This is a genomic window from Amycolatopsis jejuensis, assembly GCF_000717335.1.
Lineage (GTDB): Bacteria > Actinomycetota > Actinomycetes > Mycobacteriales > Pseudonocardiaceae > Amycolatopsis > Amycolatopsis jejuensis.
On the sequence record NZ_JNYZ01000015.1, the window covers coordinates 65,474 to 83,167 of the forward strand.

General features: G+C 71.2%; 16 protein-coding genes. 6 read left to right on the forward strand and 10 right to left on the reverse strand.

Annotated elements, in window-relative coordinates; genetic code table 11:
* Nucleotides 1–45: 45 nt before the first annotated feature.
* The 6 genes from OO71_RS22145 to OO71_RS22170 form a co-directional block, all read right to left on the reverse strand.
* The gene (locus OO71_RS22145) at nucleotides 46–777 is read right to left on the reverse strand and encodes an enoyl-CoA hydratase-related protein (protein ID WP_033291752.1); all 732 of its coding nucleotides are present in this window, start codon (nucleotides 775–777) and stop codon (nucleotides 46–48) included.
* Entirely contained in the window at nucleotides 774–1,364 is a 591-nt protein-coding gene (locus OO71_RS22150) for a YybH family protein (protein ID WP_033291753.1), read from the reverse strand. Before OO71_RS22150 ends, OO71_RS22145 begins: the two co-directional genes overlap by 4 nt.
* A 17-nt stretch (nucleotides 1,365–1,381) precedes the next feature.
* Nucleotides 1,382–2,545, reverse strand: coding sequence for a CaiB/BaiF CoA transferase family protein (locus OO71_RS22155; protein WP_063740093.1), 1,164 nt, complete (start codon nucleotides 2,543–2,545; stop codon nucleotides 1,382–1,384).
* The gene (locus OO71_RS22160; RefSeq protein WP_033291754.1) at nucleotides 2,538–3,983 is read right to left on the reverse strand and encodes a helix-turn-helix domain-containing protein; all 1,446 of its coding nucleotides are present in this window, start codon (nucleotides 3,981–3,983) and stop codon (nucleotides 2,538–2,540) included. Before OO71_RS22160 ends, OO71_RS22155 begins: the two co-directional genes overlap by 8 nt.
* Before the next feature lie 69 nt (nucleotides 3,984–4,052).
* Entirely contained in the window at nucleotides 4,053–6,248 is a 2,196-nt protein-coding gene (locus OO71_RS22165; protein ID WP_156096476.1) for an ATP-binding protein, read from the reverse strand.
* A 132-nt stretch (nucleotides 6,249–6,380) separates the two neighbouring features.
* Complete coding sequence (locus OO71_RS22170) at nucleotides 6,381–7,733, reverse strand: MFS transporter (RefSeq protein WP_051791880.1); 1,353 nt, start codon at nucleotides 7,731–7,733, stop codon at nucleotides 6,381–6,383.
* Nucleotides 7,734–7,911: 178 nt separating this feature from the next.
* On the opposite strand from OO71_RS22170, the gene OO71_RS22175 reads away from it, so the two are divergent.
* The 5 genes from OO71_RS22175 to OO71_RS50245 all read left to right on the forward strand — a co-directional run bounded on the left by OO71_RS22175 (nucleotide 7,912) and on the right by OO71_RS50245 (nucleotide 12,287).
* Nucleotides 7,912–8,772 carry a DUF1028 domain-containing protein gene (locus OO71_RS22175; RefSeq protein WP_033291756.1) on the forward strand — a complete coding sequence of 287 codons (861 nt, stop codon included), beginning with the start codon at nucleotides 7,912–7,914 and terminating at the stop codon, nucleotides 8,770–8,772.
* Entirely contained in the window at nucleotides 8,769–9,584 is an 816-nt protein-coding gene (locus OO71_RS22180) for an alpha/beta fold hydrolase (protein ID WP_051791883.1), read from the forward strand. Before OO71_RS22175 ends, OO71_RS22180 begins: the two co-directional genes overlap by 4 nt.
* Nucleotides 9,581–10,534: an LLM class flavin-dependent oxidoreductase gene (locus OO71_RS22185; protein WP_033291757.1), complete on the forward strand. Its 954-nt coding sequence runs from the start codon at nucleotides 9,581–9,583 to the stop codon at nucleotides 10,532–10,534. Before OO71_RS22180 ends, OO71_RS22185 begins: the two co-directional genes overlap by 4 nt.
* 2 nt (nucleotides 10,535–10,536) lie before the next feature.
* A complete protein-coding gene (locus tag OO71_RS22190; RefSeq protein WP_033291758.1) occupies nucleotides 10,537–11,730 on the forward strand; it encodes a M20 metallopeptidase family protein in 1,194 nt (397 codons plus the stop codon).
* A 392-nt stretch (nucleotides 11,731–12,122) separates the two neighbouring features.
* Nucleotides 12,123–12,287: a hypothetical protein gene (locus OO71_RS50245; RefSeq protein ID WP_156096477.1), complete on the forward strand. Its 165-nt coding sequence runs from the start codon at nucleotides 12,123–12,125 to the stop codon at nucleotides 12,285–12,287.
* A 169-nt stretch (nucleotides 12,288–12,456) separates the two neighbouring features.
* Here OO71_RS50245 and OO71_RS22195 read toward each other — a convergent pair whose 3' ends face one another.
* From OO71_RS22195 to OO71_RS51675, 4 genes are all read right to left on the reverse strand, one after another.
* On the reverse strand, nucleotides 12,457–13,788 hold the full coding sequence (locus tag OO71_RS22195) for a phytase (RefSeq protein WP_033291759.1): 1,332 nt from the start codon (nucleotides 13,786–13,788) through the stop codon (nucleotides 12,457–12,459).
* Between the two features lie 69 nt (nucleotides 13,789–13,857).
* Complete coding sequence (locus tag OO71_RS22200; protein WP_156096478.1) at nucleotides 13,858–14,598, reverse strand: GntR family transcriptional regulator; 741 nt, start codon at nucleotides 14,596–14,598, stop codon at nucleotides 13,858–13,860.
* A gap of 88 nt (nucleotides 14,599–14,686) precedes the next feature.
* Complete coding sequence (locus OO71_RS51670; RefSeq protein ID WP_033291847.1) at nucleotides 14,687–15,325, reverse strand: DUF47 domain-containing protein; 639 nt, start codon at nucleotides 15,323–15,325, stop codon at nucleotides 14,687–14,689.
* Entirely contained in the window at nucleotides 15,322–16,302 is a 981-nt protein-coding gene (locus OO71_RS51675; protein WP_033291761.1) for an inorganic phosphate transporter, read from the reverse strand. The genes OO71_RS51670 and OO71_RS51675 overlap by 4 nt, the downstream gene beginning before the upstream one ends.
* Nucleotides 16,303–16,488: 186 nt before the next feature.
* On the opposite strand from OO71_RS51675, the gene OO71_RS22215 reads away from it, so the two are divergent.
* Nucleotides 16,489–17,673: an ABC transporter substrate-binding protein gene (locus tag OO71_RS22215; protein ID WP_033291762.1), complete on the forward strand. Its 1,185-nt coding sequence runs from the start codon at nucleotides 16,489–16,491 to the stop codon at nucleotides 17,671–17,673.
* The last annotated feature ends 21 nt before the right edge of the window (nucleotides 17,674–17,694 follow it).

Genomic DNA, 17,694 nt, shown 5'->3' on the forward strand with positions numbered 1-17,694 from the left:
CAGGCGGCCCCAGCTCGATACGGAACCGCACCACCACTCACCGGCCTAACGCTCCGCACGCCGGCGTTGCGACCACATCTGCGTCGCCCGTTCGAACTCGACCGCGGCGTCCCAGCCCAGTGCCGGCGGCCCGAGTTCGGCGCGGAACGACCGCACTGCCTCCCGAGCCAACGCGGGGTCCTTCGCCGGACGGGCGGCCAGCCGCAGCGCGGTGTCCTCCACCTCGGCGTCCGGCACCGCGGCCCATGCCAGGCCGATCTCGACCGCGCGGGGGCCGTCGATTTCCTCGCCGAACAGACCCATCGCTGCGGTTGCCTCCCGTCCCGCGGTCCGGCCGGAGATCGTGAAATAGCCGCCGCCGGGGTGCAGTCCGATGCGCAGGAAACCGGCCAGCAACCGGGCATTCACCGCGACCACGCGGAGATCCGCGGCCAGTGCGAGGTTGAGCCCCGCGCCGACGGCGGCCCCGCGCACCGCGGCGACAGTCGGCACGGCCAGCTTCCCGAACCGCACGAATGCGCCATACACTGCACCGTTCTCGCGGAACGTGGTGTCCTCCGCCTGGTCCGCGCCGGGGTTCCAGCGACGGCGGTCGGCGCCGGAGCAGAAAGTGCCCGCGGCGCCGCGGATCACCGCCGCGCCGATCGCCGGGTCACCGTCGATGACGTCGCACACCTCGGCGAGCTGGAGGCCCATCTCCGGGGTGAGCCCGTTCTTCACCTCCGGCGCATCGACGGTCACGACGGCGATGCCGTCGGCGCGGTCGAGCCCGATCACGCGTCCTCCAGCGGCTGTTCCGGAGTCTGCCGCACTGCCCCGCCGCGGGCGCCGCCGCGTCCGGTCCAGGTATCGCCGAAGCCGGGACGCTCCTCGTCCGCAGGCGCCGCCGGGGAGCAGTGGAAGTGCCACAGCTTCCAGACCCGGTTGCCCTCGCCGTCGTCGCGGCGGGCGATCGACGTTTCGCGGAACCGCACCCAGGTGCCCTCCCCAGGGCCGTCGAGGTCCAGGTTGCTTGCGCCCCAGCCCTCCTCGCCATCCGCGTGCACCGGGAAGAAGCCCTCGCAGGTGAGGTACGCGAGATCCCCCTCGACGTGGATCCGGTAGTCCCACAGCTGCGAGTAGTCGGGGTGGCCGATCGCGCCGGTGTAGTAGTTCCAGCACCGGACCATCTCGCCGAGCCCGTAGTACGTGTGCCCGTTGAGGTTGAACATCAGCGTGTCCGGCGCGAAGTTCCGCCGGGCGCGGGCGACCTCCTGGGTGAAGTTCGCCGCCCACCAGTCGCGGTGCGCCTTGCGGATTTCCTCGATGTCCTCGGCGGGACCGGTGAAACGCGGCTGGTCGCTCGGGTACAGCTCGGTCGGCATCGTTTTTCCTTTCGTCTTCACGGAGTTCGGGGTTCGAGCCAGCGGGCGGCGGTCGCCGCACCCAGTGCGGACGGACCCGGCAGATCGCGGGGATCGGGCGCCGGGGAGCCGGAAAACCTGACGGCCGGCCGCGCCGCCAGATACCGCGTACCGGACTCGCCGCGGACTTCCTGAAAGAAGCCGACCTCGGCGAGATGGCGGTCGTCGAAGACCTCGTCGAGCGATTTCACCGGCACAGCAGGGACATCGATGCCCGCGAAAAGCTCGAGCCAGTCCTCCGTCGTGCGTTGCGGCAGCAGTCCGGCGAGCATCTCGTAGAGGTCGCCGATGTGGTGGTTGCGGGCTTCGGCGGTGCGGTAGCGCGGATCCGACAGCAGTTCGGCGCGGCCGACGGCCGCCAGGAACCGGCTCCAGTGCCCGTCGTGGTACACCACCACGGAAATCATGCCGTCGGCTGTCCGGTAGGGACGCCGGTGCGCAGAACGGAGCCGGGCGTACCCGGTGGGCCCGGCCGGTGGGGTCACCGCCCGGCCACCCCATTGTTCGAGCAGCGTGAAACCCACCATCGTCTCGTACATCGGCACTTCGATGCATTGCCCGCGCCCGGATTGCGCCCGCCAGTACAACGCGGCCAGCACCGCATGCGACAGCATCAGGCCCGCGACCTTGTCGGCGATCGGGGTGGCGACATACCCGGGCTCGGGTTCGTTCAGTCCCTGCAGCCACGCCAGGCCGGACATCGCCTGGATCACGTCGTCGTAGGCGGGACGATCGGCGTACGGGCCGTCCGAGCCGTAACCGGTGATGCTGGCGTACACCAGCCTCGGGTTGATCTCCGTCGCGGTGGCCGCGTCGATCCGCAGCCGCGCGGCCGCCGCCGGCCGCATGTTGTGCACCAGGCAATCCGCACGCGCGACGAGGGCGTGCGCGGTCTCCCGGCCGGCCGGGTCTTTGAGATCGAGTACCACGCTCGCCTTGTTGCGGTTGGCACCGGCGTACACGCTGCCGATGCCGGGCGCCGTCGCGGTGCCGAGTGCACGCGTGACGTCGCCGTGCGGCGCTTCGACCTTGAGGACGTCGGCACCGAGTTCGGCAAGGAGATGAGTGGCGTAGGGGCCGGAGAACGTAGTGGAGAAATCCAGTACCCGTACTCCGGCGAGCGGCCCTGCGGGATCAGGCACGTTTCAGCTCCCCGGAAACCGGCGCGGTACCCGAGACTTCCTCGAGCCGCAGCTGCAGGTGCGCGACCAGCGCGGTGGTCGGATCGGTCACGTCGAGGCCGGACAGCTCCCGGATGCGTTCGAGCCGGTACCGCACGGTGTTGCGGTGCACCCGCAACCGGTCGGCGGTGCGCTGGACGTCCTGGCGCAGACCGAAGTAGGCCCGCAGGGTCGCCAGATAGCCCGTGCCGCGCGCCGCGTCGATCCCGGCAAGCTGCCGCACCGGCCCGTCCAGCACGCCCGGATGCTGCCGGGCGAGGTCCGCGAGCTGCCCGAGGACGAGCAGGCCGCGCTGGTCCCGCACGGTCGCGGCAGCCGGCCCGCCGACCCGCTGCACGACGTCCAGCAGCCGGTCGACGTCCGCCCTCGCTTGCCCCAGGTCGTCGCTGAACGGCTCGCTCGCGGCGGACTGGGCCGACCAGGCCCGGCCGTCGAGCGGAACGCCGGCCCCGGTGAGGGCATACACCCGCCCGCCGGTCCGGGTGACGGCGATCGGCTGCCCGGTCTCCAGCCGCAGGAGCTCACCGAGCCGCCGGGCGCCGTCCCGGGAGTGCGGACGGAATGCCGTCAGCTGCATCCGCCGCGGCAGGCCGGCCGCCTCGCGGATCCGGCCGACCGGTTCGTCCCTGGTCAGCGCCGCGGCAAGCAACTCCGCCGCGGTCTGTCCCGACGTGTTTCGCGGGGTCAGATACGACGCGGCCTGGCCGACCGCCCGGCGCAGCGGCGCATCGCGCCACGCAAGCGTGTCCGCGCCGAAGGTCCAGATCGCCCCGGTGACGGCATCGCCCGCCCGGATCACCGCGACAGTCCATCGGCGGTTGCGCGGTCCGGCAAGGGCCGGGAACCCGCCCGGCGACCACAGCTCCGCCAGCCCGCCGGCAGGCAGCAGCCGGCGCACCGATTCCGGCGCAGAGCGGCGGAGAATCCACTCCCGTGCTTCGGCGGTGACGGTCCCGTCCACCACGTGATGAGCGAGCACGTCCAGCCGGGCGTCGGCGAGGATCACGGTCGCCCCGAGCGTCTCCGAAACCGCATCGGTGAGCGCACGCAGATCGTTGTCCGGGAACGGGATCACCTCGGCCGACGGCTGCTCCAGAGCCGCGCGCAGCCGGCCCAGCGCGGCCTCCCAGCCCCCGCCCGGCACGGTCAGGACCACCAGGCCGGCCTCGGCGGCCGCCGGAAGCCACGACGGGTGCAGGTCGTCCTCCCGCACGACCAGCCCGGCAGCTCGCTGCTCGATCGCCCGTGCCACCAGCTCCGGTGTCGGCGCCGCCGATGCGAAGAGCAACGTCCCCGGGCGAGCGTGGTCCCACGGCTCGACGCCGCACACCACGGCTTCCGGGTCACCGCACGCGACGCGGGCGGGCGCGAGGCTCAGGAGGGTGTCGACTCGGCTCATGGCGACACCGTGACACGGCGGGGCCGGCCAGGGCGTCGCGGTGGATACGTACCGGCTACGTACGTGGGGTCAAGCGGACTCGTGCCACCACGCGGCAATCTGCGCCCGATGGCTGAACCCGAGCTTGGCGAGGATCCGCCCGACGTGCACTTCCGCGGTACGCAGCGAGATCACCAGCCGGGCGGACACGGCCCGGTTGCTGAGCCCGGCCGCCACCAGTGCGGCCACCTCGGCCTCGCGCGGCGTGAGCAGGCCGTCGCCGGCCGCGGGGACGGTCGCGCGGCCGCCGTCCGGCTCGCCCCTGGCCAGCCGGACGATCTCGGCGACACCGCCCGCACCGCCCCCGCCGGTGACGGATTCGTACCGTGCCCGGCCGAGGCCGTCGACGATCCGCTTGCCCCACAGCGCCCGCTGCGTGGCCAGGTAGCCGAAGTCCTGCAGCGGCACAAAACTCCGCCCGCTGCGGCGCTGGATTGCCGCGTACAACTTGGCCGCCTCGGTCAATTTCCCGCCGGCGGCTCGCGTCCAGCACAGCACTTCCGCGACAAGCACGATCCCGGCACCGTCCGCGAGCGCGAGCTTGAGCTCCAAGCCTTCCCGGGCGGCCTGCTCCGCGTCGGCGTACCGGTCGCTGAGGCAGAGCGCGAGCGAGCGGACCCACAACACGCAGGAGAGACACCACAATTCGCCTGCCGAGCGGCAGACACGTTCGGCTTCGGCACAGCAGCGCAGCGCTTCCTCGATGTCGCCGCGAGCGGTATGGATCTCCGCCAGCAGCATCACCATGATCGCGAGCCCGGCCTGATCGCCCGCCGCCTCCCGGCTTCCCGCCGCGGCCCGGCAACGGCGGATTGCGTCGTCGAAGGAACCCTCGAACGCATCGGCAGCGGCGAGCAGGGCGCCGGCGAGATCGCGGGCCGCCAGGTCGGCGGCGGCTTGCCGCTGCGCGTACCGCAAGGTTTCCCTGGCACTCGCCAGTTGTTCCGCGGTCAGCTGGATCCAGCCGTGCACCCACAGCAGGCGCCCGGTCGGCGGGGCCGCCGCGCGGGCGCGGGCCATCCAGATCTCACCCTCGCGCTGGCGGCCGAGGCACACCCACAACGGCCACAGCGCGGCCGCCATCGCCAAGCCGCGCTCCGGTTCGGAGCCGCTCAGCAGGTGATCGAGCGCGACCCGCAGGTCGGGCAGCGAACTGCGCAGCTCGGCCGACACCGCCACCTGGTCCGGGCCGAACCAGCGCTCGGCCGCGCGCGTCGCGAGCCCTTCGTAATGCTGCGCATGCCGCTCCGCGAGCAGGTCATGGCGGCCGAGACGCGAGCGGCCGTACCGGCGGATCGCCGACAGCATCCGGAACCGCGGCCGGTCTCCTTGCTCGCACACCACGATCGACTTGCCCACCAGGCCGTCCAGTACGTCCGGGAGGTCGGCGGCGGCCAGGTCCGGCCCGCCGCAGACCACCTGGACCGCCTCCAGGTCGGCCCAGCCGGCGAAGACGCTCGCCATCGCCCAGAGCCGCCGTTCCTCCGGCGAGCACAGGCGGAAACTCCACGCCAGCGTGTCTTCGAGGCTCGCCTGCCGCGCCGGCTGGGCACGCGGCGCCGCTCGCAGGATCCGGTCCTGGTCCTCGAGATGATCCGCGATCTGCCCGATCGACATCGAGCTGAGCCGGGCCGCGGCCAGTTCCACGGCGAGCGGCAGACCGTCGAGGTTCCGGCACAGGCGGGCGACGTCGGCGGCGTTCGCCGCGGTGACGGCGAAGCCGGCGTGCACCGCGCGAGCACGTTCCACCAGCAGCTGGACCGAGGCGACGCCGGACAGCGCCTCCGGCGGCAGTGGGTCGAGGTCCTCGTCGGGTACCGGGAGCGGGCCGACCTGCAGCACGTGCTCGCCGATGACGCCGAGCCGTTCGCGGCTCGTGACGAGCATCCGGACCTGCGGGCAGGTCTGCAGCACCTCCTGCACCAGGTCCGAGCACGCGGCGACGAGGTGCTCGCAGTTGTCCACCACGAAAAGCGCGTGCCAGTTCCGGATCCGCTCGGCGACCCCGGCCACGCCGGGACCGTCTTCGCCGACCGCGGCGGCCAGGGTCGCGGGCACCAGCGCGGGATCGCGGACCGCCGACAGATCGAGGTACCAGACCCCGTCCGGGAACACCCGGCCCGCGGTGCGCGCGGCCTCCCACGCGACGCGGCTCTTGCCTGCCCCGCCGGGCCCGGTCACCGACACCAGCCGCGCCCGGCCGAGCGCCGTACGCACCTCACGCACTTCCCGGACCCGGCCCACCAAGCCGGTGAGGGCAGCGGGAAGGCGACCCGCACCAGCCAATGCAGTACCTCCGATCGCGGCGCCCCGCCGAGCCTACCTTCCGGTCCCGGCAGGACACCGCGGTCGGCGGGGCTACCCCGGCTGCTCCGCGGGGGCCGTCATGCCGAAGCCGGCACGGCCCGCCGTGCGGGCGATCACCATCCGGCCGAGCAGCACGCCGCACACCGACAGCGCGGCCAGCCCGAGCATCAGCACGACGATGCCGGTCGAACTGCCGGACGCGCTCTGCACCGCGACGCTGATCGTCGGCATCAGGCCGCCGGTCATCGCCCCGACGTTGTACGCGATCGACAGACCGGTGTAGCGCACGTCATCGCCGAACAGCCGCGCGACCACCATCCCGAGCACCCCGAACTGGGCAGGCAGGATCGCGACCCCCAGCACGATGCCCAACGTCACCAACGTCGGGTTGCCGGTGTTGACCAGCGCGAACATCGGGAACGGCACGACCGCGGCGACCAGGATCGCGACGAACAGGACCGTGACCGGCCGGTACCGGTCGCCGAGGAAGCCGACGACGATGATCGCGCCGGCCTGCAGCACTGTCCCGATGGCCAGGGCGGTGAGCACCACGCTCCGCGTCGCACCGGCCGTCGCGGTGGCGTAGTTGGTGAGGTAGGTCGACACGAGGTAGTAGCCGCCGAGGTCCAGCTGCACGATCAGGACCGCCGCGACGAGCGCGACCCACGACGTCTTGAGCATCGCCACCACCGGCACCTTCGCCAGCCGGGCCTCTTCCCTGGCCTGCTCGAAGACCGGCGACTCGGCGACCTTCAGCCGCATGTACAACGCGAAGAGCACGACCAGGAACGAGATCAGGAACGGAATCCGCCAGCCCCAGCTCAGCAGCTGCGCCGTCGAGAGCCCGCCCAGCGCGGCGAAGGCGCCGGTGGCCGCGAGCGACCCGATCGGCGACCCGAGCTGCACGCACATCTGCAGGCGCGACCGCTTCTCCGGCGGCGCGTGTTCGAGCACCATCGTCGTCGCCCCGCTCCACTCGCCGCCGATCGAGAACCCCTGCACGAGCCGCAGGAACACGAGCAGCAGCGGGGCGAGGTACCCGATCGAGGCGGCGGGCGGGATCAGGCCGATCGCGCCGGTCGCCAGTCCCATCCCGGTGATCGTCACGATCAGCACCCGGCGGCGGCCGTACTTGTCGCCGAAGTGCCCGAGCACGATCGCGCCGACCGGGCGCATCACGAACCCGACCGCGAAGGACGCGAACGACAGCAGCGTCCCGAGCGCCGGCGGGAGGCCGGGGAAGAAGATCTTGTCGAAGACCAGCGCCGCGGCGAGGCCGTAGACGATGAAGTCGTAGACCTCCAATGCGGTGCCGATCGTGGACGAAACCACGACCTTGCGCACGTGCGCGAAGGCCGGGCTGGTCACTCCGGGCGGCTGTCCCGTACGCACTTCCTCGGCCATGTCCTGCTCCTCCAACCTGTTCGGTGGGGGAAAGAGTCGGCGTACCCGGGGACGCGGGCAATTGGCGGATCCGTCAACTCCGGCGCGCGGCGAGGTAGGTGGTGCGTACGTAGTCGCCCTGATGCGCCGATGCGGTCGTCCGGCGAATCCTTCGCAGCATGCCGAACGGGAAAGCGTCATGACCTACTCCGTGGTGGCCAGGGACCCGGCGACCGGGGAGCTGGGGGTCGCCAGCCAGTCGCACTACTTCGCGGTCGCGCGGGCGGTGAACCACGCCGAGGCGGGCACCGGCGCGGTCGCCAACCAGTCGTTCATCGAACCGGCACACGCACAGCGTGGCCTGGCCGCGATGCGAGCCGGTGCTTCGGCCGAGGAAGCGTTGCGCGCGACGCTGGCCGCTGACCCGGAGCCGGACGTGCGGCAGGTCGCGATGGCCGACGCACGCGGCGGGCTGGCCGTGCACACCGGTGCCCGCTGCGTACCCACCGCGGGCAGCCGGGCCGGGGACGGCTATCTCGTGCAGGGGAACATGCTCGCGTCCGAAGCGGTGCTGGACGGGATGGCCCGCGCGATGGACGAAAGCGGCCCGCTCGCCGACCGCATGCTGCGGGCACTCGCGGCGGCCGACTCCGCCGGTGGCGACCTGCGCGGACGGCAGGCGGCAGGCATCCGCATCGTCAGCGGCGAGCCGGACGGGGCCGTCGTGGTTGACCTACGCGTGGATGACGCCCCCGATCCGGTCGGCGAGCTGACCCGTCTCGTCCTCGTCCAGCGATCCACCACCGCGCTCCGGCAGGCCTTGCGCGATGCCGGAGTGACCGGCGAAATCCGGCCGGACGCGGTGGATCCCGCGCTGGACACGCTCGGGGCGATCGCCGGGGAGGACTCCGAGGCCGGGGTCGAAGCCGAACTGTGGCGGTGCGTGCTGCTGGCGAGGGCCGGCCGCGACGCCGATGCGGCAGTACGAGCGCTGGTCGCCCGGCGGCCGTCGATGGAGACCTTCCTCGCCAACCTCGCCGCCGCGGGAGTCCTGCGATGACCACGCGGTTCACTGTGGACGGGCCGGCCGGGCCGATTTCCGCGCTGCACTGGCCGGGCGAGGGGACACCGGCGCTGCTGCTGCACCCGGTCAACACTGCCGCCGCCGTATGGGCCGAGGTCGCCCCGGCGTTGTCCCGCGAGGTCGTGGCACTCGACTACCGCGGCCACGGCGCTTCCGGGCCCGGACCCTCGTATCTGCCCGGGGACTACGCGGCCGACGCACTGGCCGTGCTGGATCACCTCGGCTGGGACCGGGTGCATCTGGTGGGCGGGTCGATCGGCGGTGCCGTGTGCGCCGAGGTCGCCGCCCGGCGGGCGGAGAAGGTCCGCAGCATTGCCTGTTTCGGCTCCGCCCTCCGGATCGGCATGCCGGAAACGGACCTCGAACCGCTGCTCTCCGAACTGGGCAGGCTGGGTACCGACGCCTGGTTCCGGCAGCGCGGACCCGGCATGCTCGGTCCCCTGGCCCGTCCCGGCTCCGCCGAACGGCTGGCCGCGCTGGCGGGCGGGCGCGACCCCGCGATGGTCGCGGACATCGTGCGGGCGACGTTCTGCCAGGCCGATTCCCGCGCAGTCGCCGCGTCGCTGCCCCGGTATCCGGCGTTCGTCGCCGTCGGTGCCTACGACTCGACCTGCCCGGCGCCGATGGCTTACGAGCTGGCCGGCGCGCTCGGCACCGGCGTGATGGTGCTGCCCGGGATCGGCCATCTGCCGATGCTCGAGGCACCCGAGGAGGTCGCTGCGCTGCTGACGGCGTTCCACGACCGGGTGGAAGCCGATGCCCGGCAGGCGATGGATCGTCCGGCATGAGCACCGGCGTCGGGCTCGTCCTCGCGAGCAGCACTCCCCCGGAGCTGATCGGCTCCACCGCGAAACTGGCCGAGGACCTGGGTTTCGCCGAGCTGTGGATCCCCGAGGACTACTGGTGCCTCGGTTCGGCGGCCTGCCTGGTGCGGGCGCTCGCCGCGACCGAACGGATCCCGGTTGGCGTCGGGGTGATGTCGGCGCTGGTGCGGCATCCGGCGGTCGCGGCGATGGAAATCGGCTGTGCGGAACGGATGTTCCCCGGCCGGACGCGGCTCGGGATCGGTGTCGGCGTGCCACCGCTGATGGCGCAGATGGGCTACCGGCCGCCCTCGCAGCTGGCGGCGCTGCGGGAGAGCGTCGAGATCCTGCGGACCCTGCTGTCCGGCCGGGAATGCACCACGACCGGGGTGTTCGAGGCCGACAGCATCCGGCTGGCGCACCCACCGGCCACCCCGCCCCCGATCTACACCGGGGTGCTCGGGCCGAAAATGCTCCGGCTGTCCGGGGAAATCGCCGACGGGACCGTGGTTTCCGCCATGGCGAGCCCGGCGTACCTGCGGTGGGTCCGCGAACACGTCGGCGGGCACCGGGTCCCGGCATTCGCGATGTACTGCGTCGACGACGACCGGGACAAGGCACGGGCGGCGGTCCGGCCACTGGTCGCGCGGTACCTGTCGCATCTCTCGAAAAGCCCGCTGGTCACCGTGAACGACTTCGGCGCGCAGGTCGCGCAGCTCTGCGCACGCGGCGGCGCGGACCTGATCGAACGCGAGATGCCCGACGAATGGCTCGACGAGCTGACCGTCGCCGGTGACCCGCAGACCTGCGCAGCAGGAATCAAGCGGCTGCACGAGGCAGGTGCCGATTCCGTCGTCCTGATGCCGGTGCTCGCCGAAGACGTCGAAGCGACCCTCCGGACCACTGCGGCCGACGTGCTGCCGAAGCTCGGCTGAACATGGTGTCGCTCAAGGGATTGCGTGAGGACGCAGGCGAGCTCGGGCTCACCGGGCTGCGGCACGCCCTGCACCGGGAGCCCGAGGTCGGCCTGGCTCTCCCGCGCACGCAGGAGAAAGTGCTCGCCGCGCTCGACGGACTACCGCTGGAGATCACGACCGGACGCGCACTGACGTCGATCACGGCGGTGCTGCGCGGTGCGTCGCCCGGGCCGTCCGTGCTGCTGCGCGCGGACATGGACGCACTGCCGGTCACGGAACGCAGCGGCGTCGCCTATGCGGCCGAAGGTCCGCGGATGCACGCGTGCGGGCACGACCTCCACACCACGATGCTCGTCGGTGCGGCCCGGCTGCTCGCGAGCCGCCGCGCGCAGATTTCCGGCGACGTCATCCTGATGTTCCAGCCGGGCGAGGAAGGCTTCGACGGCGCGCGGCACATGCTCGCCGAAGGGGTACTGGACGCCTCCGGCACCCGCCCGGCCGCCGCGTACGGCCTGCACGTGATCGCCGCCGGAATCCCGAACGGCGTCGTGACGACGCGGCGCGGGCCGTTCCTGGCTGCCGGAGACATCGTACGGGTGACCGTCCGCGGCGCGGGCGGGCACGGCTCGGCGCCCCATCGGGCACTGGACCCGGTTCCGGCAGCCTGCACGATGGTGACCGAGCTGCAGACCATGGTGACGCGGGGTTTCGACGTGTTCGATCCCGTCGTGGTCAGTGTGGGCCGGTTCCGCGCCGGGACGCAGTACAACATCATCCCCGATGTTGCGGAATTCGAAGCGAGCATCCGGTCGTTCTCCGCCGCCGCGCACCTGCGGGTCAAGGACGGATTCCTGCGCGTGTGCCGCAACATCGCCGCGGCGCACGGCCTCACCGTCGAGATCGAGTACACCGAAGCCTTTCCCGTGACGTCGAACGACGACCACGAGGCCGAGTTCGTCGCCGAGACAGCCGCCGAACTCCTCGGCGAGGAGCGGTTCGCCTGGGCACCACAGCCGCGTATGGGTTCCGAGGATTTCTCCTGTGTGCTCAACGAAGTGCCGGGCGCATTCGCGATGCTCGGCGCGTGCCCACCCGGCGCCGATCCGGCGGAAATGGCCAACAACCATGCGCCGGAAGCAATCTTCGACGACGGGGTACTCGCCGGCGGCGCAGCCCTGTACGCAAGCCTGGCGCTGCGGAGGCTCGGCTCGTGAGCGAGTGCCGGTTGGATCGCATCCCGGTTGATCATGAGAGCAATCGGTGATTGAGGGGGCATGGAAGAGGATCGAGCCGGTCGGCGAGCTTGGCACCCCGCCTTGTCTGCATTATCGACATCACCCAGCGCCTCGCTGGTTCAACGCCGACACCGCGGCCATCCCGCGGCTGCGACTGAACGGAGGGCCGCCGACGGCATCTCGGCTTCCCAAGGAGCCGGATCCGCGGCGCAGGTGTCAAGCTTGCCGACTGGTGGCTCTCCGCCCAGGCCGCCGGCTCATCCGAACCCACCCCGCGGCAGGCCGGGACGAACGCGGCTGCCGGCACTCGCCCGGTTGATCCCGCTGCCTGCCCCGCTCACCAGCCCGGCCTTGCCTGCGAAGCCGCTCACGTGAGTGCCTCGTGGTTCACCCAGACCACCCGGTCCCCGGTAGTCGGGTGCGTCCCGGTCACCGACCCGGACCCGGACCTCGCCTGGTCCCGGCTGGACCGCAGGCAACTGGTGGCCTCGTTCGTCGAAGCGGCCCTTTCCGCGCAGCAGCACGCGCGCCGCTGACCTCCGCGCGCACGGACCCGGCGGCGCCTGGATTTGCCGAGTGACAAGGCGGTGGCGGCACCGGAACCGTTGCCCACCGCAACCTGCCGCAGCCGCAAACGTTCTGGGTCCTCAAGAGGTGGTACCCGGCCCATCTCGCCACGAGCAGGATGGTTCCTCCGGGGCCGGGTCAGTTGCGCGGGTGCCAGCCGTCGGGGTCGATCTTCAGGTGTTTCGGGAACGCGTTCGCGACGGCTTCCCACGGCACGTACTTGAAGTTGGTGCTCGTGCGTACCTTGCCGTTCTCGTCGACCTGGTGCGGGGTGTTGTCGCCGTCCTGGACGACCATCAGGCCCTGGCGGAACTGTCCTACCGGGACGTTCGTCACGAAGAAGCTGTCGGTGTTCTGGGTTCCGTCCACGCTCGGGCCGTCGCCGATGCGGAACTGGCCGACGTAGTCGTTGTCCGGCACCCGGTCGTACACGGCAAACGTGCTGTCGCCCTGGCTGGACGCGATCAGGTAGCCCTTGCCGTCACCGCGGTGGTAGATCGACAGGCCCTCGACGTCCGCCCGCAGGTGCTTGCCTCCGTAGCCGGGATCGGTGCCGGGCACGCATTTGCGTTTCGCCGCGTCATAGGTTGCGGGTACACCGTATTCCTTGACCTTGTCGATCAGGACCGGCTCGAACGACTTCAGATCCGCGCGGGCCCGCCAAATTCCCACGCCCTCCTGGGCAAGGTAGACCAGACCGCGGTCCTCGTCGACGGCCATCCCTTCCGCCTGCGGCCCGCGGCCGGGCTTGTCGCACGGCGTCCACGAACTCCCGTCCGGCAGCGTGAACGAGGACGGCAGGGCCGCGCGGCGCACGAGCTCGTACCCGACTGTGCCGTCCTCCTTCGGAATCAGCTTGAACAGCGCCAGATCCGTGCGGTGCTCACGCGTGGCGATCACGTACACGGTGCCGTCGCCGGCTTTCCACGTGGTGACGCCGTAAGCGGTGTTCTTACTGTTCACCTCGTCCTGATCGGCGGAGAACAGGTACGGGGTGTCCGCCGCGGTGATCTCGGTGACCGGCTTGGCATGTTTCGCCTTCCGGTCGATCTTGAACACGTGCAGCTTGTCGAGACCGCGGTCGCTCACCACCGCGATGTCTTCGTGGTGGCCGCCGATCGGGACGTCGTAGAGGACGTCGAGGTTGTTCAGCCGTCCCGCCTCGTCCCCCGGCCGCGGTGGCGGGGCCGCCGGGATGTGCTGCACGACCGCGCCGTGCAGATCGAAGACGCTCATCCCGGCCGTCTTTTCCGCGCCGAGCACCAGGCTGCGCGCGGTGTCGTCCGGGTTGATCCACACCTCGGGGTCGTCGGAATCGACGTTGCCACCTGCGTCGTCGTCGAAGGTGGCCGGGGTTTCGACGGTCGGGTACGCGGTGACCACGGTGTCCGCGTGCCCGAGCGACGCGGTCAGCAGCGGCACCGCGAGAACGAGCACCGCGGGCAGGGTCCAGGATTTTCGGTACCTCATGGTAGAGCGCTCCAATCCTTGCCAGGCAACCAATGGGGAACTCCGGGTGGTGCGTTTCGCAGGCAGTGCCTACGGGTTCGTGGCACTCATGTGGACGGCATAAAGCGAGGCGCGGTAAAGATCCCGGCCGCATTCGACCGGGCGGCCCGCCGCGTCGTGGGCAGTACGCTCGACGGTGAGCAGCGTCGCGTCCCGCTCCTCACCGAGCAGGGACGCCTCGGCGACGCTCGCCTTGCGTGCGCCGATCATCTGGTCGATCGACTGCACCGCGCTCCCGAGGTCACGCAGGATCTGGTACAGCCCGCGCTCGGCCAGCGCATCCTCGGTGACGCCGAGGTCCGCCCGCAGGTGGTTGCGCAGGATGGCGAGCGGCTCCCCGTCGGCGAACCGGAGCCGCCGGATGGACAGCACCTCGGCACCGGCAGGCACGGCGAGCGCGTCGGCGATCTCGGCCGCGGCGGGCACCACCTCGTACGACAGCACCTGCGTGCTCGGGATGCGCCCGGAGCGTTCCAGATCCTCGTACAGGCTGGTGAGCGGAGTCATCCGGCGGACGCGCGCGCTGACCACCGTGGTGCCGACGCCTCGTTTGCGGCTGAGCAGCCCTTGTTCGACCAGCAGCTGCAGCGCCTGGCGCACGGTGGGCCGGGAGAGCCCGAGCTGGGTGGCGATGTCCATCTCGTTGTCGAGGCGGTAGCCCGGCTCCAGCAGGCCGGACTCGATCAGCTCGCGGATGGAGCCGGCCACCTGGAAATACAGCGGCACCGAGCTCATCCGGTCGATCTTCATCCTGCTGCTCAGTGCGGTCACCACGGCCTCCCGAGCCCGGCGCCCGCCGCCGGGCGACGGGAACCGAATGTACTGGACCGCGGCATCCGGCCTCCTCTCCACCACATGGTCAGTGCCCGCGTTTCTGCATCGCGTCGGACAAGGTCGCTGCGCATTCGCCGAGCCGGAGCCCCACGATGTCCAGGCGCCGCAGCAATTCCCGGCGCTTGAGCACGTCGTGGGTCAGCTCCGCCGAAAACAGCGCGGCCACCGAATGCTGGTAGTGCTTCCGGACCCGCACCGCGCACTTGCGCGCGGCCAGCACCTGGCCGATCACCCGGCCGGGATGCGGAATCAGGTCCTCGACGGCCCGGCGCAGATGATCGAGCCCCCCGGCGATCGCGAGCACGGCCGCGGTGTCGGCCGGGTCGGGGACCGCCTGGTAAAGATCGGTCTCCCGCACGAAATCGCGCACGTTGTCCAGCACGTCATCGACCGACCGGGACAGCCGGTAGAGATCCTCGCGGTCGATCGGCGTGGTCAGCGCCGCGGAGATCTCCGCGACCAGGCGGGCCCGCAGCGCATCGCCGGCGTGCTCGGCGTCGACCATTCCGGTTCGCGCCTGTGCCGGCGTGAGTTCCCCCGACGACATCCGCGCGGCCAGCCTCACGCCCTCCACGGTCGCCGACACCTGGTCGGCCAGCACCGCCACCGCCCGCCGCTGCGACCGGCCGGTGAGGTCGGCCAGCACCCGCCGCACGCCTGTCACGCCATCCACTGCATCATCCCTTCCAAGCCGAGACCGGCGAGCAGCCCGGCGCCGAAGCCGGCGGGCAGCGTGACCAGCCACGCGACGAACATCGGCACGGTGAACTGCCACCGCACCCGTCGAGGGCCCTCGGTGAGCGCGGTCCCCACGAGCCCGCCTGCAGCCGACTGCGTCATGCTCACCGGCATCCCGAGCATGCTGGAACCGAGGACCGCCACCGACGACGCGACCTCGGCCGACGCCACGTGCCACGGCCGGGCCGGGATGAGCGACAGCGTGGCGCCGCGCCCGATCCGGCGCAGGCTCACGATCGAGCCCGCGGTGAACACGACGGCGATCGCCAGCGACGTCGCCGCGAGCGGAATGTCGGCCGCCGAGCCGAGTGCGGCCGTCGCGACCGCCACGACAGCGAACATCTTCTGGCCGTCGTTGGCCGCGTAGGCCAGGCATTGCCCGGCGAACGCCAGCCCTTGCACCAGCCGGACCCGGCCGGGCATCGCCGCGGTGCCGGGCACGCGCCGCGCGGCGAGCCCGAGCAGGTATCCCACCAGTACTCCGCAGAACGGGGCGGCGATCCCGATGCCAAGCACCACAACGAGATGGCCCCAAGCGGGCGCGGCGCCGAGCCCGAGCGCAGCGCCGGAGAGCGCGCCGAGAAGCGCCAGCGTCATGCTCGTCGGAATACCGCGCGCGGTCAGCCGGACCACGAGCAGGGTCGCCGCCGCCACTCCCGCGAGGAACACGAGCGGCAGGTACCCGGCGGAACCGGCGAACAGCCGGTCGGTGAACGTCCGGGCGACGGTAAGCCCGAATACCGCCGGTGCCATGGCGACCGCGACCCCCAGCAGGAGGAGCACCGCGACCCGTCCCCGCGCCCGGTGCGCCACGGCGACGGCCAGCAGCGCGCCGCCGTCATTCGCCCCGCACAGGAACACGAACGCCACGGTCACGCAGAGCAGGCTCACCGGCAGCAGCACCGAACCACCTCTCTCCAGGTAAGGACATTCGAATGTCCCCTCCACGTTGTCCAACAGCAGGTTTACCAGTAGTTGGCCAGCTTGGGAAGCAGTTTGCCCGAATCATTGGAGCCCGTATGTCTTGACATATGCGCCCATGCTGGTCCATCGTTCATCCGGTCCCGGACCGCCGCACAGGAGGTGCCGATGTCCAGGTCGTCCTTCACCACTCACCGAATGCGATTCGGCGCGGCCGTGGTCCTCGCGCTCGCCGCGTCGGCGTGCGCTCCCCCGCCACCGGCGCAGGACCTTGCTGCCGAACAGGCGGCTTTGCCCGCTCCCGTCGTCGACCAGCACATCGACGTCGCCGCGCTCGTGGCGGCGGCGAAGAAGGAGGGGTCGGTCACCGTCTACGACTCCAGTGGCGACATCGTCAAGGTGGCCAAGGCATTCACCGCCAAGTACGGCATCAAGGCCACCGGCGTGAAGGCGGATGTCGGTGACACACAAGAGAAAATGACCCGCGAGGCACAAGCGGGCAAGAGCACCATCGACCTGACGCTGTACGAGAGCGGGCCGACCCTGGTCGGTGAGCTCCTGCCGCAGAAAGTGGTCTACACCTATCTTCCCAGTGACCTGCTGCCGCACCTGCCGCAGGCCAACCGCAATCCGCTGACCGTGCTGTCCAAGGCCATGGTGTGGGTCTACAACCCGCAGGTGTTCCCGCACGGCTGCCCGGTCGACAACATCTGGGACGTCACCACTCCGGAGTGGACGGGAAAAACCGTGATGCAGGACCCGCTCAGCAAGCCCTATCTCATCGAGTGGTTCACCCAGATGGCCGCCGGCTACGACAAGCAGCTGCGCGCAGCGTACGAAAAGAACTTCGGCAAGCCGCTGGACACCTCCGCGGAGTCGGCAGCACACGAGTGGGTCGCGCGGTTCGCCGGGAACCGGCCGGTGCTCACCTCCGCCGACGACGACGTCTCCGCCGCGGTCGGCGCGCCGAACCAGACCGCGCCCCGCTTCGGCTTCGTGTCCATCGCGAAGTTCCGGGATGTCCGCAACAGCGGCTACCACCTGGCGGTGTGCGACACGATGGCGCCCTTCACCGGTTTCCAGTACCCGAAGTTCGGCGCGATCGCGACCGGGTCCGCCCATCCGAACGCGGCGAAGCTCTTCCTGCACTTCGTGCTCACCGAGGAGGGCATTGCGCCGGAAATGTCGTCCGGCGGAATCTCCGGCAATGCCACCGTGCCGCCATCGAAGTACAACCCGCCGGGACTGACCGACTGGGACCGGCAGCTGGTCCGGTTCGACCGGGACCAGCTGCTGGCCGATTTCCGCGGCACCGAACCCATGCAGGACCACTGGCGGCTGAGCAGGAGCTGATCCTCCGGACACGGGAGAAGG